This window comes from Sphaerisporangium cinnabarinum, assembly GCF_055567015.1.
The window spans coordinates 543,135-557,510 of the sequence record NZ_JBVHRG010000001.1; the positions used below are offsets into that span (position 1 = coordinate 543,135).

The following is a 14,376-nucleotide window of genomic DNA, read 5'->3' on the forward strand; positions in this document are numbered from 1 at the left end:
CCGACCGGCCGTCCCGCACACCCGCACTCCCCGCGTCACCCCGACGCACCACCCGAGAGGTAGGTCTCCCGTGACCGCAACGACCACCCGCGCCCGCGCCCCCCGCGCGCTCGCCGCCCTCGCCGTCGTGCCCCTGCTGGCGCTCGCGGCCTGCTCCGGGGTGAGCACCGACGCCCCGGCCGCCGCGGACGAGGGCGCGGCGACCGACGAGAGCACGACGTCTGTCTCGGACGCCCTCGACGTGAGCACGAGCCCGGACCAGGACCGCATCCGCACCACCGAGTCGGCCGAGGCCGTCGCGCTCCTCCCGGACGCCTGGAAGGACAAGGACGAGCTCGTCGTCGCGATCTCCGCGGGCTCCGCGCCCCCGCTCGGCTTCCTCGCCGACGACGACGAGACGCCCATCGGCAACGAGACCGACATCGCGCAGCTCGTCGCCGACGCGCTCGGCAAGGACCTGCGCCTCGAGGTCAAGGCCTGGGCCGACTGGCCGCTCGCGCTCGGCTCGGGCGACGTCGACGCCGTGATCTCCAACGTCACGGTGACCGAGGAGCGCAAGGAGACCATCGACTTCTCCACGTACCGCAACGACGAGCTCGGCTGGCTCGTGGGCGCCGACTCCGACATCACGTCGATCACGAAACGCGAGGACATCGCGGGCAAGGTCGTCGCCGTCGGCTCCGGGACGAACCAGGAGAAGATCGTCCTCGAGTGGGACCGCCTCAACCAGGAGGACGGCCTCGAGCCCGTCCAGGGCCCCGAGTACTACGAGCAGTTCTCCGACGTCCTGCTCGCGCTCCAGTCCGGGCGCATCGAGACGTACGTCGGCCCCAACGCGTCGCTCGCGTACCAGGCGGCGATCTCCCCGCAGGACTTCAAGGTCGTCGGCACGCTCAACGGCGGCTGGCCCGACACGGCGCAGATCGCCGTCGCCACGAAGAAGGGCAACGAGGCGGCCCCGGCCATCACCGCCGCGATCAACCACGCCATCGAGGACGGCACGTACCTCGAGGTGCTCCAGCGGTGGGGCCTGGAGTCCGAGGCCGTCGAGGAGTCGCAGACCAACCCGCCCGGCCTGCCGAAGACGGAGTGACCCGCGCATGACCACCAGCACCCAGCACGTCGACCACCTCGTGGTCGGGGGCGGCGTCATGGGCTCGGCCGCCGCGTGGCAGCTCGCGCGGCGCGGGCGCGACGTCGTGCTGCTCGAGCGCTTCGCTCCCGGGCACGCGCACGGCGCCTCGCACGGGACGTCGCGCATCTACCGCACGACCTACGCCGAGCCCGAGTACCTCGACCTCGCGCAGGAGGCGCTGCGTCTCTGGCGCGAGATCGAGGACGAGACCGGGACCGCGCTCCTCGACGTCACCGGCGGCGTGAGCCACGGGCGTCGCGACGGCGCGGCCGAGCGTCGCGCCGACGCGATCGGCGCCGCGTTCGCGGCCCGGGGGATCGAGCACGAGTGGCTCGACCCCGCGGCCGCGGCCGAGCGCTGGCCGGGGCTGCGGTTCGAGGGCCGGGTGCTGCACGAGGTCGCGACGGCCGGCCGGCTCCACGCCGACCGCGCCGTCGCGGCCCTCCAGGGGGCCGCGGCCGCGCGGGGCGCCGACGTCCGGCACGAGGTCGCCGTCCGGCACGTCGAGCGCGTACCCGAGGGCGTGCGCGTCGTCACCGACGGCGCCGACGTCGTCGCGCGGGTCGTCGTCGTGACCGTCGGGGCGTGGAGCGCGGGTCTGCTCGGCTCCCCGGCGGGCGGCCTGCTGGGGCAGGAGCTCCCGCTCGTCGTCACGCAGGAGCAGCCCGCCCACTTCGCGCTCGCCCCCGGGACGTCACCCGCGGGGTGGCCTGCGTTCACGCACGACGTCGGTCCCGGCACCGCGTGGCCGAGCGGCGTCTACGGGCTCGCGACCCCGGGTGAGGGCGTCAAGGTCGGCTTCCACGGCGTCGGCCCCGTCGTCGACCCCGACCGGCGCTCCTACCGGCCCGAGCCGGGCCAGCTCGCCGCGCTGCGCGACTACGTGCGCACCTGGCTGCCCGGCCTCGACCCCGACGCCTACGTCCCCGTGAGCTGCACCTACACCACGACGCCCGACCACGACTTCGTGCTCGACCGCCGCGGCCCGGTCGTCGTCGGCGCCGGGTTCTCCGGCCACGGCTTCAAGTTCGCCCCGGCCGTCGGGCGCGTGCTCGCCGACCTCGCCACCGCCCCCGGCTCGCTGGCCGACGGCGGCACCGCCGCCGCGCGGTTCGCGCTCGCCCGCCTCGCCGCACTCCCCGAGAGGACCGCCTCATGACGATCGCTCCCGCACCCGCCGCCGGGGACGCCCCGGCTCCCGCCGCGGACCCCGGGACGCTCCCCGCGCCGTCCCGCGACACCGACGGCGCCCGCGCCGCGCTCGCGGCGCGATACGGCGTCGACTCCGCCGCGGTCGAGGACGTCGCGCCCGGCGCGACCGCGGGCCTGGAACCCGCCGCGGACCGTCCCGGCACCGTCCTCGCGACCCAGCTGGGCCACCGGACGGTGCGCCGCTACCGCCCCGACCTGCTGGCCCACCACGTCGTGCCGACGCTCGTCGCCGCCGCGCAGTCCGCCCCGACGTCGTCGAACCTCCAGCTCTGGAGCGTCGTCGCCGTCACCGACCCCGTGCGCAAGGCGCGGCTCGCGGCGCTCGCGGGCGACCAGGAGCACGTGCGCACCGCGCCGCTGCTGCTCGTCTGGCTCGCCGACGTCGCGCGGGCCCGCGCTCTCGGCGAGCGCGAGGGCGTCCGGCTCGAGGCGACCGACTACCTCGAGACGACGGTCGTCGCGTTCCTCGACGCCGCGCTCGCCGCGCAGAACGCCGTCGTCGCGGCGGAGTCGCTCGGCCTCGGCACCGTGTACATCGGCGCGCTGCGCAACCACCCCGCCCAGGTCGCGGCCGAGCTCGGCCTGCCCGAGGGCGTCGTCGCGGTCGTGGGGCTCGTCGTCGGGCACCCCGACCCCGCGGGCGGGGAACGGGTCAAGCCGCGGCTGCCGCAGGCCGCCGTCCTGCACGCCGAGCGCTACCGCGCCGTCGGGCAGGAGCAGCACGTCGCGGCGTACGAGGAGCGCATCGCGCCCTTCTACCGCGAGGAGGGGCTCGTCGGCGGCTGGCGCGACCGCGTCGTCGACCGCCTGCGCGTCCCCGGCGCCCTGCGCGGGCGCGCCCACCTGCGCACCACGCTCGCCGCGCTCGGGTTCCCGTCCAAGTAGCCCGGCGACCCCGTGCGCGACCGCGTCGCCCCGAGCCACCGCACCCCACCAGAGGAAGCCATGTCCCACCAGCACCCGCACCCGACCGCCGCCCCCGGCGGGACGCGACCGGCGTCCGGCCGCGTCCCGCTGTCCGTGCTCGACCTCGCGATCGTCCCCGAGGGGGCGACGGGCCAGGACGCGGTGCGCCGCGCCGTCGGGCTCGCGCGCGACCTCGACCGGCTCGGCTACCACCGCGTCTGGTACGCCGAGCACCACCTGTCGCCCGGCGTCGGCTCGGCGTCGCCCGCGGTGCTCGCCGCCGCCGTCGCGGCCCGGACCGAGCGCATCCGCGTCGGCAGCGGTGCCGTGCTGCTCAGCACGACGAGCCCGCTCGTCGCCGCCGAGCAGTTCGGGACGATCGCCGCGCTCCACCCGGGCCGCGTCGACCTCGGGCTCGGCCGGGCGTTCACGCCGCCGACGGGGGAGAAGGGGGCCGGGGCGCCGCCGCGGCGGGCCCGGCCCGCCGCCGGGCCCCGCGTCGTCGACGGGCTGTACGTGCCCGGTGCGCCGCCCGCCGACGTGAACGACTCCGTGCTGCGCGAGCGGATCCTCGCGCAGAAGCGGATCGTCGGGGCGTCGCGCACCCCGGCGAGCTTCCGCGACGAGCTCGAGCTCGTGCTCGGGCTGCGCGCCGGGACCTACCGTGACGAGCGCGGGACGCCGTACGTGAGCCCGCCCGTCGAGGGCGCCGACTGGGACCTGTGGGTCCTCGCGTCGAGCGCCGGCGAGAGCGCGCGCGTCGCGGGCGAGCTCGGGCTGCCGCTGGCCGCGAACTACCACGTCGCGCCGTCGGCGACGCTCGACACCGTCGCCGCGTACCGCGAGGCCTTCCGGCCGGGCGTGCTCGCCGAGCCCTACGTGGTCGTGTCCGCCGACGTGCTCGTCGCCGACACGATCGAACGGGCCCGCGAGCTCGCGACACCGTTCGCGGACTGGGTGCTCTCCATCCGCAGCGGCGCCGACGGCGCGATCGCCTACCCCGAGCCGGGCACGTCGCCCGCCTGGGAGGACCGCCCGGAGTCCGAGCGCGCGCTCGTCGCGGACCGGGTCGACACGCGCATCGTCGGTGACCCCGAGACGGTCGTGCGGCGGCTCGAGACCCTGCGCCGCGCGACCGGCGCCGACGAGCTGCTCGTCACCACCGCGACCCACGACGCCGACGACGCGCGCCGCTCGTTCGCGCTGCTCGCCGAGCACTGGTTCGCGGGCGGCGCCGACGCCGACGCTGCCGCACGCGCCGCCGTCACCCCCGACGTCGCACCCGCCCTCGCCACCACCCGCTGACGCGGGATCGACCCGCGCGTCTCCCGAGCGACCCGCGGAGGGTCGACCTCGGACGTGCGGGTCGATCTCGCGACCTCACCCGAAGGAGACACCCATGACCACGACCCCGCCCCTCCGGACCGCGGCCGACGCCGCCGCACAGGTCGCCGACGGCGCGCTGCTGATCGACGTGCGCTCGGCCGGAGGTCGCGCCGCGCACGGCGAGATCCCCGGCGCCACGCTCGCCGACCGGGACGACCTCGACGCGCTGTTCGGCCCCGCCGACGCCCCGGTGGTCTCGCTCGACACGCCGGTCGTCGTCGTGTGCGGGTCGCCGAACGGCTCCGGTCCCGTCGCGGAGGCCCTCGCCCGGCGCGGGTACACGAACGTCTCGCACGTCGACGGCGGGTTCCCGGCGTGGAAGGACGCCGGGCTCCCGGCGTCCGACCCGGTCGACGGGCCCGCTCCGTCCTCCGAGCCGACGGCGCCCGCCGCCCCCTGAGCCGACGCCCGCGCTGCGCCGAGCACGTCCGGTCCGCGAACCCGCACCCCGAACCACCCGCACCGACACCACGGAGACCCTCATGCCCGTCGAGTTCCTCGGCATCGCCACGACCAACGACGCGTCGGAGACCACCGACCGCACGACCGCTGCGTTCGACCCCGCCTACCTCGAGCGCCTCGTGCGCGCGCACGAGGACAACGGCTGGACGCGCGTCCTCTTCGCGTACGGATCCTCCGGCCCCGAGCCCGCCGCGCTCGCCGCCTACACCGCCGCGCGCCTGCAGTCGATCGAGCTGCTGCTCGCGCACCGGCCCAACGTGTCCTACCCGACGTACGCCGCCAAGACGTTCGCGACGCTCGACCAGCTCTCCGGCGGGCGGCTCTCCGTCCACTTCATCACCGGCGGCAACGACCACGAGCAGGGGCGCGAGGGCGACACGCTGACGAAGGACGAGCGGTACGCGCGCACCCAGGAGTACATCCAGATCGTCAAGCAGGCCTGGTCGAGCGCCGAGTCCTTCGACCACCAAGGCCCGTTCTACGACTTCGACGACTTCGTGCTCGACGCCAAGCCGTTCGAGGGCCGCACCCCGACCATCTCGTTCGGCGGGTCGTCGGACGCCGCGTTCCGCGTCGGCGCGGCCGAGGCCGACATCTACGCCGTCTGGGGCGAGCCGCTCGACCGCACCGCCGAGCAGATCGCGCGCGTGCACGCCGAGGCCGCCGCCGCGGGCCGCACGACGCCGCCGCGCATCCACGCCGCGTTCCGGCCGATCGTCGCGCCGACCGAGGAGCTCGCCTGGGAGAAGGCGCACCGCATCCTCGACCGGATCGAGGCGCGCAAGGCCGCCGCGGGGGGACAGCTCAGCCGTCGGCACCCGATCGACAAGCCCGAGAACGCGGGCTCGCAGCGGCTGCTCGAGATCGCCGCCCAGGGCGACCGCTTCGACACCGCGCTGTGGACCGCGACCGCGAAGGCCACCGGCGGCGCCGGCAACTCCAACGCGCTCGTCGGCACGCCCGAGCAGGTCGCCGAGGCGCTGCTCGCGTACTACGACCTCGGCGTCCGCGTGATCTCGGCCCGCGGCTACGACCTGCTCGACGACGCGGTCGACTTCGGTCGCTACGTCATCCCGGTCGTCCGCGAGGAGGTCGCGAAGCGCGACGCCGCTACCGCCGAGGCCGCCGCGGCCTGACAGGTCGGCAACCCCGTCCCGGGTCGGCAGCTCCGGTCGGGTTCGGCACCTGCGCGTGCCGATCTCGACCGGAGCTGCCGAACGCGGTGGCGCGCGCCGGGGCAGGCGGGACGGATCAGGCCTCGCGGTTCTCCGAGGAGAGGAACCAGGCCTGCTTCTCCAGGTCCGCGATGATCTCGTGCAGGATGTCGGCGCTCGTCGGGTCCTCGGCGTCGACGTCGTCGTGCACGGCGCGGACGACCTCGACCGTCTGCGCGATGCGCTCGACGACCGCGTCGACCGTGTCGCCGACCGACACGAGGCCGGCCGGGTACGGCGAGAGGTCCGTCGTCGTCGCGACGGTCTCGGTGCGGCCGTCGGGCACGACCTGGAGCGCGCGCATGCGCTCGGCGACGGTGTCGCTGTGCTCGCGCGCGGCGTCCACGACGTCGTCGAGCTGGAGGTGCAGGTCGCGGAACCCGCGGCCCGTGACGTTCCAGTGGGCCTGCTTGCCCTGGACGTGCAGGTCGACGAGCGCGACGAGCACGCGCTGCAGGTGGGCGCGGAGCTTCTCCGACGCCTCGAAGCGGGCCGTCGTGCGGTGGATGGTGGGTGCGGACATGGTGCTCCTCGCTCTCTCGGGGGTCGCCCGGAATCGTGCGGCGGTCACCCGGCTTCCGTCGGTGCCGTTCACTTGAACGATTCCAGACTAGGGGGCATTCCGCGCGCCCGCCAGCAAGGAGAGGCGTGCCTGACCTGCGGCGGGGCTCGTCACGCGCCGAGCCGCAGCGTGGCGCGTCACGTCCTCTCGCCAGGTGAGAGGACGGCGTCCGCCCTTGCCCCGGGCGGCGCACGGTGGTCCGCTGGGGCCATGACCGACACCTCCCGGACCCCCGCCCCCGGCACCCTCCCGTCGCGCACGCTCGGCACCGGCGGGGCGGCGCTCGCCGTCTCCGCCGTCGGGTTCGGCGGCATGTCCGTCACCGACGCCTACGGCCCCGCGGACGCCGTGGAGGCGGAGGCCGTGCTGCGCCGCGCGCTCGAGCTCGGCGTGACCCTCTTCGACACGGCCGACGTCTACGGCCACGGCCGCAACGAGGAGCTGTTCGGCCGGGTCCTCGGGCCGCACCGGGACGAGATCGTCCTCGCGTCGAAGTTCGGGCTCCCGCCCGCGGGCGGCCACCCCGACGGGCGTCCGGTCGACGGCCGCCCCGAGTACGTCCGTGCCGCGGTCGACGCGAGCCTGCGCCGCCTCGGCACCGACCGGCTCGACCTGTACTACCTGCACCGTGTCGACCCCCAGGTGCCGATCGAGGACACGGTCGGCGCGCTCGCTGGCCTCGTGGAGGCCGGGAAGGTCCGCGGCATCGGTCTCTCGGAGCCGTCCGCCGCGACCGTGCGCCGCGCGTACGCCGTGCACCCCGTGACGGCCGTGCAGAGCGAGTACTCGCTGTGGACGCGCGACCCGGAGGACGAGGTGCTGCCGACGCTGCGCGAGCTCGGGGTCGGCTTCGTGCCCTTCTCGCCGCTCGGCCGGGGCATCCTCACCGGGACCGTGGACGCCACCGACGGCTTCGCGGAGGACGACGTGCGCCGCGCCCACGCCCGGTACGCCGGCGAGGCGTTCGAGCACAACCGCGGCCTCGTGCGCTCCCTGGAGCAGCTCGCCGCGGAGCACGGCGTCACGACCGCACAGCTCGCGCTCGCGTGGCTCCTCGCGCAGGGCGACGACGTCGTCCCGATCCCGGGGACGAAGCGCGTCGCGTACCTGGAGCAGAACGTCGCGGCGGCCACGGTCGGGCTCACGCCGGACGACGTCGCGACGATCGGCGCGGCGATCCCGCGCGCCGCCGTCCAGGGCGTGCGGCACCCGCAGCCGGACCTCCTCGACGGCTGACCCGCCGCGCGGGCGGCGGCGAGGACAAGGGGCCGCCCACCCTGCCTCGCGGGGTTGGGGAGACCTAGACTGGAGAGGTCCTGTGGGTCTCCCCGCGCAGAGGTCGGCTCCGATGTCGTGGCTGCTCATGATCTGGTGCGCGACGGCGTGCACCGCCGCCGCCGCGTGGTGGGTGCTGCGCCGCGCCGGGCGACCTCCGAGCCACCGGGCGGGCGGTCGCCGTCGTGCCGCGGCGGCACCGGACCCGCTCACGACGCTCGCGCTGCAGGTGCGGCTCACCGCGCTCGCCGCGGAGCTCCGGCGCATCGAGGCCGACCCGGACGTCTACGCGCGCGCCCACCACTACCTCGCGGTCCAGGGCGCCTACGACGCGCTGCTGCGCGAGGCCTGCCGGCTCACGGGGCTCCCGGTCGCGGACGCACCCCTGCGCGCGGGCTTCCGTACCGGCGACGACGAGCGGTTCCGCGAGGAGCTCGAGCTCAGCGCGCGCGGCTGGAGCTGGTGACGGACCACCCGTGAGGGGCGGCACGGGACGGACGAGGGGCCCGACGGCGGGACGACCGCCGTCGGGCCCCTCGCCCGTCCGCCGCTCAGAGCGCGGAGTGGTCGCCGATCCGGTGGTAGGTGCGGTCGTGGTAGACGAGCGGCGACGCCGCCGACCCGCGCGGCGCCCCGGGCGCGGCGCCGACGCTCGACCCGAGCGCGCGCAGCGAGACGAGATAGGAGTCGCCCACCGGCGTGCGCTGGACGACCCGCCCGCGCACCCACGACAGCGCGCCGTCGATCACGGGCTCGCCCGTCGGCAGGCGCGACCAGCCGCCGTCCGCGAACCGGTCGATGGCGCTCGTCGCGAACCGGGCCGAGACATCGTCCTGGTGGTCGGCGAGGAAGCTCACGGTCAGCGTGCGCGCCGTCGAGACCGCGGGCCACGACGACGACGTGGACGCGAGCGAGAACGCGAGCAGCGGGGGCGCGGCCGAGACGGAGATGACCGACGTCGCGGTGAAGCCGACGAGGCGGTCGTCGTGCTCGAGCGCGACGACGGCGACGCCCGCGGGGTGGCCGCGGAACACGGCCTTGTACTCGTCGGGGGAGAGCTGGGGCTCGTCCTGCTCGGCCAGGAGGGCCTCCAGGTGGGTGAGCTCGGCGGTCATCGGGCCATCCCCGCGAACGCGTCCGCGACGGCCTCGTCGGTGCGGGCCGACGGGAGGTTCCCCGCCGGGGGGAGCGGTGCCGCGGCGCGGCGCAGGGCGTCGCCCTCGCGCGCGAGCCACGCGTCCACGACCGGTCCCAGGTCCGCGAGCTGCGGCTCGGTGACCGTGAGCGACCGGGTCGGGACGACGGCGCCGAGCTCGACGAGCACGGGTCGCAGGTGCACCTCCCCGACGAGCGCGTGCGCCGGGTTCCCGGACACGACGAGCGGGACCACGACGACGCCCGCGAGCCCGTCGGGGCCGTAGAGGTCGAGGAAGGCCTTGAGCAGCCCGGTGTACGACGCCTTGTAGACCGGGGTCGCCACGACGGCGACCGTCGCCCGGGCGAGCTGCGCGCGGGCGGCGTCGGCCGCCGGGTGGTCGGCGGCGAGCACCTCGCCGGCGAGCGGCGCCAGGTCGACCGTGGCGACGTCGGCCGTGCCGAGAAGGTCGGCGACGCGGCGCGCGACCGTCTCGGCGGCGCCGAGCGTGCGCGAGCCGGGCCGCGGGTTGCCCGAGACGGCGAGCACCGTCGGGTGGGTGGGGTGGTGGGTCATGTGCACCTCGCAGTAGTCGTCGATCACGCTTGCCGGGCGGGCCGTCCTCGCCGGTGGCGGGGCAGGCCGGGCCCGGCCTGGTCATCTCCCGGAGCACCCCGCCGTGACAGGGGGTTGCCGGCCAGCGAGCCGGGGCTTGGCGCTGGCGCTCGTGACCTGGGGACGGGTATAGCAACCGCCCCGAGAAACTGCACCGGATCGGTAGGGTTTCTCAGTGGGTGGACGGATGTGTCGTCGCCGGTGCCCCTCGTGCCGCCCGGTGCCGCCTCGTGCGGGCCGACCCGGCCCCGCGGCCGCCCGTGCCGGTGCGCGCGGAGTGAGACGGTGTGACGGGAGCTTCTGGCACAGGCGTACCGTCAGCAGGAGTTCCGCCCGCGTCAGACGAGGAGTACCCATGGACAGCCGACTGCAGTCCGTCTACGACGAGGTCCTGCGTCGCAACCCCGGCGAGGCCGAGTTTCACCAGGCCGTGCGCGAGGTCTTCGACTCGCTCGGCCCCGTGCTGCGCAAGCACCCGCGCTACGTCGAGGCCGCCGTCCTCGAGCGCGTGTGCGAGCCGGAGCGCCAGATCATCTTCCGGGTCCCGTGGGTGGACGACACCGGGCGCGTGCAGATCAACCGCGGCTTCCGCGTCGAGTTCAACTCGGCGCTCGGCCCGTACAAGGGTGGCCTGCGGTTCCACCCGTCGGTCTACCTCGGCATCGTGAAGTTCCTCGGCTTCGAGCAGATCTTCAAGAACTCGCTCACGGGCATGCCCATCGGCGGCGGCAAGGGCGGCTCCGACTTCGACCCGCGCGGGCGGTCCGACGGCGAGGTCATGCGGTTCTGCCAGTCGTTCATGACCGAGCTCTACCGGCACATCGGCGAGAACACGGACGTCCCCGCGGGCGACATCGGCGTGGGCGGCCGCGAGATCGGCTACCTCTTCGGGCAGTACAAGCGCATCACCAACCGGTACGAGTCCGGCGTCCTCACGGGCAAGGGCATCTCGTGGGGCGGCTCGCTCGTCCGCACGGAGGCCACGGGTTACGGCACGGTCCTCTTCGCGCAGAACATGCTGGAGACGCGCGGGCAGGAGCTCGACGGGCGCCGCGTCGTCGTCTCGGGCTCGGGCAACGTCGCGATCTACGCGACGGCCAAGGCACAGCAGCTCGGCGCGAACGTGGTCGCCTTCTCCGACTCGTCGGGCTACGTCGTCGACGAGGCCGGGGTCGACCTCGAGCTCCTGCGCCAGATCAAGGAGGTCGAGCGCGGGCGCGTCGCCGACTACGCCGCGCGCCGGCCCGGTGCCCGCGTCGTCACCGACGGGTCCATCTGGGACGTGCCGTGCGACGTCGCGCTCCCGTGCGCGACGCAGAACGAGCTCGACGAGGCGGCGGCCAAGCAGCTCGTCGCGAACGGCGTCGTCGCGGTCGCCGAGGGCGCGAACATGCCGACGACGCCGAGCGCCGTCGCGCTGCTCCAGGAGGCGGGCGTCCTCTTCGCACCGGGCAAGGCCGCCAACGCGGGTGGCGTCGCGACGTCGGCCCTCGAGATGCAGCAGAACGCGTCGCGCGACGCGTGGTCCTTCGAGTACACGGAGGACCGTCTCGCGCAGATCATGGCGGGCATCCACGACCGCTGCGTCGAGACGGCCGACGAGTACGGCACCCCCGGCAACTACGTGCTCGGCGCCAACATCGCGGGCTTCACCAAGGTCGCCGACGCGATCCTCGCGCTCGGCGTCATCTGACCCGAGCCGCACGACGACGGCCGCCGGTGCCCCGCGCAGAGCGGTGGCACCGGCGGCCGTCGTGCGCCCGCGAAAAGCCCTCCGGCCGAGAAGGGTCGGGCGACTAGGGTGGCCGGATGGCGACGGTCAGGCAGGTCCAGGTCACGTTCGACTGCGCGCAGCCACGGCGTGTCGCCCGGTTCTGGTGCGAGGTGCTGGGCTACGTCCCGGTGCCGCCCCCGGAGGGCTTCGCCACCTGGGACGACGCCGAGGCCGCGCTCCCGGCCGCGGAGCGGGACGCCTGGTCCGCGTGCAGCGACCCGACGGGGGTCGGGCCGCGCCTGTACTTCCAGCTCGTCCCCGAGGGCAAGGTCGTCAAGAACCGCGTGCACCTCGACGTGCGCGTCGGCACCGGACTGGTGGGGGCGGAGCGCCTCGCCGCGCTCGAGGCCGAGCGCGACCGGCTCGTGGCGCTCGGCGCGACGTGCGTGCGCGTGCTGGTCGCGGACGAGGAGAACGAGTCCTGCATCGTCATGCAGGACGTCGAGGGCAACGAGTTCTGCCTGGACTGAACCGCCGGCCCGACCCGCCGGCCCGACCCGCGGGGCCGGTACGCGGGACCGATCCGCGAGCCGGCCCCGGCGGGGTGCCGCGGGTGCGCTACGCGACGGTCGTGCGGACCGTGACGGGGATGTTGCCCCGGGTCGCGAGCGAGTACGGGCAGACGGCGTGCGCGGCCTCCGCGAGCTCCTCGGCGAGGTCCTGGGTGACGCCGCCCCCGAGCTCGACGTGCAGCGTCGCGCCGAGCGAGAAGCCGCCGTCGCCGTTCGGGACGAGGTCGACCTCGGCGACGACGGCCGAGTCCGTCACGGGGACCTTGCGCTGCGCCGCGACCATCTTCAGCGCCGAGTGGAAGCACGACGACCACCCGGCCGCGAACAGCTGCTCCGGGTTGGTCCCACCACCGGGGCCGCCCATCGCGCGCGGGACGGCGAGCGTGACGTCGAGCTGGCCGTCGTCGGACACGGCGCGGCCGTCTCCGGTCGCTGTGGCCACGGCGGTGTAGAGGGTGTCAGCCATCGAGGTGCCTTTCGAGAGTCGTGGTGCGACGTAGAGTTACTAGTACGTCTACATCGAAGAACCTAGACTGGCGGCCGACCGCGCGCAAGGGGCGGATAGAAGGAGGGGGCCATGGTCGACGACTCGCCGACGTCCGGGGCGACGGGCCGCGTCACCGCGGCGGACACGCGCCGCCGCATCCTCGAGGCCGCCTCGGCGCTCTTCTACGCCCAGGGCATCCGGGCGACGAGCGCCGACCGCATCATCGAGCAGGTCGGCATCACCAAGGTCACGTTCTACCGCCACTTCCGGACGAAGTCCGACCTCGTCGTCGCATACCTCGAGCAGCAGGCCGCGCGCGATCGCGCCGTCGTGGACGAGGCGCTGCGCGACACCGAGCCGCTCGACGCGCTGAGCGCCCTCGCGGGCGCCATCGGCGCCGTGAGCTGCGTGCCGGGCTTCCGCGGCTGCCCGTTCATCAACGCCGCGGCGGAGACGCCCGACCCGCAGGACCCGGTGCGCGTCGTCGTGGACCGCCACCGGCGCTGGACGCGGGACGTGTTCGCGCGGCTCGCGGCGGCGGTCGGCGTCGCGGACGCCGACGCGACCGCGGCGCAGCTCATGATGCTGCGCGACGGCGCGATGGTCGCGGGGTACCTCGGCGACCCGGACGAGGTGGCCGCGACCCTGCGGTCCGCGTGCCTCGCCGCCGTCGCGGCGGGACGGCCGACGTCGGCCTGAGCCCCGCGCCCGACGCGCTGCCCGGAGTCGTCTACCCTGGCCGACGGCCGCCGTCGTGCGGGTCGTGCGACGCGACGGCCGCCGGACCGGACGACGGGAGAGCGCCATGACGACCACCCACCTCGAGGGCACCGCGGCCCGCGACGTGGCCCTCGAGCTCGCTGTCCAGGACCCCGACGGCGTCCGCGTGGCCGCAGCCGTGCATGCCCGCCGGGTCGAGCTGTGCGTCGGTCTCGGCGCGACGGGCGGCCTCACGCCCAGCGCCGGCCTCGTCGAGGCCGCGGTCGCCGCGGCGGCGGAGGCCGGAGGCCCCGGTCCGCGCGTCGAGGTGCACGTGCTCGTCCGGCCGCGCCCGGGCGGCTTCGTCCTCACGCCCACCGACCTCGACGTCCAGGTGCGCGACGTCCGGGCCGCGGTGGCGGCCGGGGCGAGCGGCGTCGTCGTGGGTGCGCTCACCCCGGACGGACTGGTCGACGTCGCCGCGGTCCGCACCCTCGTGGAGGCGGCGGACGGGCGCGAGGTCACGTTCCACCGCGCGGTCGACGTCGTGGCCGACCCGCTCGCGGCGCTCGACGCGCTCGCGGGGGCCGGGGTCGTGCGCGTGCTCACCTCGGGCGGGGCGTCGCGCAGCATCGACGGCGTCGATCGGCTGCGCGCCATGGCGACCCACGCGCGCGACGCGCTCGGTGGGCGTCTCCAGGTCATGGCGGGTGGGGGAGTGCGGCCGCAGGACGTCGGGGCCCTCGTGGTCGCCGGCGTGGACGCCGTGCACCTCTCGGCCAAGCGCGTGGTGGCGGACGACGCCGGGCCGGGAGGCGGCGGCGACGCCGGCTACGAGGTCACCGACCCCGAGGTCGCCCGGGCCGCGCGCGCCGCGCTGGACGCCGCGCGCTGACGCCGTCGCTGACCTGCCGCAGGCGCTGCCGCTGACCTGCCGTAGAAGCCGCCGGCGACCTGCCGCTGATCCGCCGGAGACGCTGCCGGCGACCTGCCGCTGACCGC

General features: G+C 75.6%; 16 protein-coding genes and 1 riboswitch. Of the genes, 12 read left to right on the plus strand and 4 right to left on the minus strand.

Going from position 1 to position 14,376, the window contains the following annotated elements:
- The first annotated feature begins 70 nt into the window (after nucleotides 1–70).
- From ACZ4MO_RS02395 to ACZ4MO_RS02420, 6 genes are all read left to right on the plus strand, one after another.
- Entirely contained in the window at nucleotides 71–1,093 is a 1,023-nt protein-coding gene (locus tag ACZ4MO_RS02395) for a transporter substrate-binding domain-containing protein (RefSeq protein WP_175007538.1), read from the plus strand.
- A 7-nt stretch (nucleotides 1,094–1,100) separates the two neighbouring features.
- Complete coding sequence (locus tag ACZ4MO_RS02400) at nucleotides 1,101–2,294, plus strand: FAD-dependent oxidoreductase (protein WP_175007539.1); 1,194 nt, start codon at nucleotides 1,101–1,103, stop codon at nucleotides 2,292–2,294.
- Nucleotides 2,291–3,232: a nitroreductase family protein gene (locus ACZ4MO_RS02405; RefSeq protein ID WP_175007540.1), complete on the plus strand. Its 942-nt coding sequence runs from the start codon at nucleotides 2,291–2,293 to the stop codon at nucleotides 3,230–3,232. The genes ACZ4MO_RS02400 and ACZ4MO_RS02405 overlap by 4 nt, the downstream gene beginning before the upstream one ends.
- Nucleotides 3,233–3,292: 60 nt before the next feature.
- Nucleotides 3,293–4,558, plus strand: coding sequence for an LLM class flavin-dependent oxidoreductase (locus ACZ4MO_RS02410; RefSeq protein ID WP_175007541.1), 1,266 nt, complete (start codon nucleotides 3,293–3,295; stop codon nucleotides 4,556–4,558).
- Nucleotides 4,559–4,652: 94 nt separating this feature from the next.
- Nucleotides 4,653–5,039 (plus strand): rhodanese-like domain-containing protein, encoded by a 387-nt coding sequence (locus tag ACZ4MO_RS02415; RefSeq protein ID WP_175007542.1) that lies wholly within the window; start codon nucleotides 4,653–4,655, stop codon nucleotides 5,037–5,039.
- Between the two features lie 82 nt (nucleotides 5,040–5,121).
- Nucleotides 5,122–6,237, plus strand: a complete 1,116-nt coding sequence (locus ACZ4MO_RS02420; RefSeq protein ID WP_175007543.1) for an LLM class flavin-dependent oxidoreductase — start codon at nucleotides 5,122–5,124, stop codon at nucleotides 6,235–6,237.
- A gap of 115 nt (nucleotides 6,238–6,352) precedes the next feature.
- Here ACZ4MO_RS02420 and ACZ4MO_RS02425 read toward each other — a convergent pair whose 3' ends face one another.
- Nucleotides 6,353–6,838, minus strand: a complete 486-nt coding sequence (locus ACZ4MO_RS02425) for a Dps family protein (RefSeq protein WP_051028364.1) — start codon at nucleotides 6,836–6,838, stop codon at nucleotides 6,353–6,355.
- A 249-nt stretch (nucleotides 6,839–7,087) separates the two neighbouring features.
- Between ACZ4MO_RS02425 and ACZ4MO_RS02430 the strand changes: the two genes are divergently transcribed.
- Together ACZ4MO_RS02430 and ACZ4MO_RS02435 are read left to right on the plus strand one after the other, a co-directional pair.
- The gene (locus ACZ4MO_RS02430; RefSeq protein WP_175007544.1) at nucleotides 7,088–8,113 is read left to right on the plus strand and encodes an aldo/keto reductase; all 1,026 of its coding nucleotides are present in this window, start codon (nucleotides 7,088–7,090) and stop codon (nucleotides 8,111–8,113) included.
- Between the two features lie 112 nt (nucleotides 8,114–8,225).
- Nucleotides 8,226–8,618, plus strand: a complete 393-nt coding sequence (locus ACZ4MO_RS02435) for a hypothetical protein (protein WP_228074943.1) — start codon at nucleotides 8,226–8,228, stop codon at nucleotides 8,616–8,618.
- 85 nt (nucleotides 8,619–8,703) lie between these two features.
- Here ACZ4MO_RS02435 and ACZ4MO_RS02440 read toward each other — a convergent pair whose 3' ends face one another.
- Together ACZ4MO_RS02440 and ACZ4MO_RS02445 are read right to left on the minus strand one after the other, a co-directional pair.
- Nucleotides 8,704–9,267 (minus strand): flavin reductase, encoded by a 564-nt coding sequence (locus ACZ4MO_RS02440; protein WP_175007545.1) that lies wholly within the window; start codon nucleotides 9,265–9,267, stop codon nucleotides 8,704–8,706.
- Nucleotides 9,264–9,863 carry an NAD(P)H-dependent oxidoreductase gene (locus tag ACZ4MO_RS02445; protein ID WP_175007546.1) on the minus strand — a complete coding sequence of 200 codons (600 nt, stop codon included), beginning with the start codon at nucleotides 9,861–9,863 and terminating at the stop codon, nucleotides 9,264–9,266. Before ACZ4MO_RS02445 ends, ACZ4MO_RS02440 begins: the two co-directional genes overlap by 4 nt.
- A gap of 54 nt (nucleotides 9,864–9,917) precedes the next feature.
- A riboswitch (SAM riboswitch) is annotated at nucleotides 9,918–10,020 on the minus strand.
- Between the two features lie 237 nt (nucleotides 10,021–10,257).
- Here ACZ4MO_RS02445 and gdhA point away from each other — a divergent pair.
- Together gdhA and ACZ4MO_RS02455 are read left to right on the plus strand one after the other, a co-directional pair.
- Nucleotides 10,258–11,595 (plus strand): NADP-specific glutamate dehydrogenase, encoded by a 1,338-nt coding sequence (gene gdhA, locus ACZ4MO_RS02450; protein WP_021482903.1) that lies wholly within the window; start codon nucleotides 10,258–10,260, stop codon nucleotides 11,593–11,595.
- Between the two features lie 116 nt (nucleotides 11,596–11,711).
- Nucleotides 11,712–12,146 (plus strand): VOC family protein, encoded by a 435-nt coding sequence (locus ACZ4MO_RS02455; protein WP_175007547.1) that lies wholly within the window; start codon nucleotides 11,712–11,714, stop codon nucleotides 12,144–12,146.
- An 88-nt stretch (nucleotides 12,147–12,234) separates the two neighbouring features.
- Here ACZ4MO_RS02455 and ACZ4MO_RS02460 read toward each other — a convergent pair whose 3' ends face one another.
- Nucleotides 12,235–12,654, minus strand: coding sequence for an organic hydroperoxide resistance protein (locus ACZ4MO_RS02460; protein WP_499278585.1), 420 nt, complete (start codon nucleotides 12,652–12,654; stop codon nucleotides 12,235–12,237).
- A gap of 111 nt (nucleotides 12,655–12,765) precedes the next feature.
- Between ACZ4MO_RS02460 and ACZ4MO_RS02465 the strand changes: the two genes are divergently transcribed.
- Nucleotides 12,766–13,374: a TetR family transcriptional regulator gene (locus tag ACZ4MO_RS02465; RefSeq protein WP_175007548.1), complete on the plus strand. Its 609-nt coding sequence runs from the start codon at nucleotides 12,766–12,768 to the stop codon at nucleotides 13,372–13,374.
- A gap of 106 nt (nucleotides 13,375–13,480) precedes the next feature.
- Nucleotides 13,481–14,269, plus strand: a complete 789-nt coding sequence (locus ACZ4MO_RS02470; RefSeq protein ID WP_175007549.1) for a copper homeostasis protein CutC — start codon at nucleotides 13,481–13,483, stop codon at nucleotides 14,267–14,269.
- The last annotated feature ends 107 nt before the right edge of the window (nucleotides 14,270–14,376 follow it).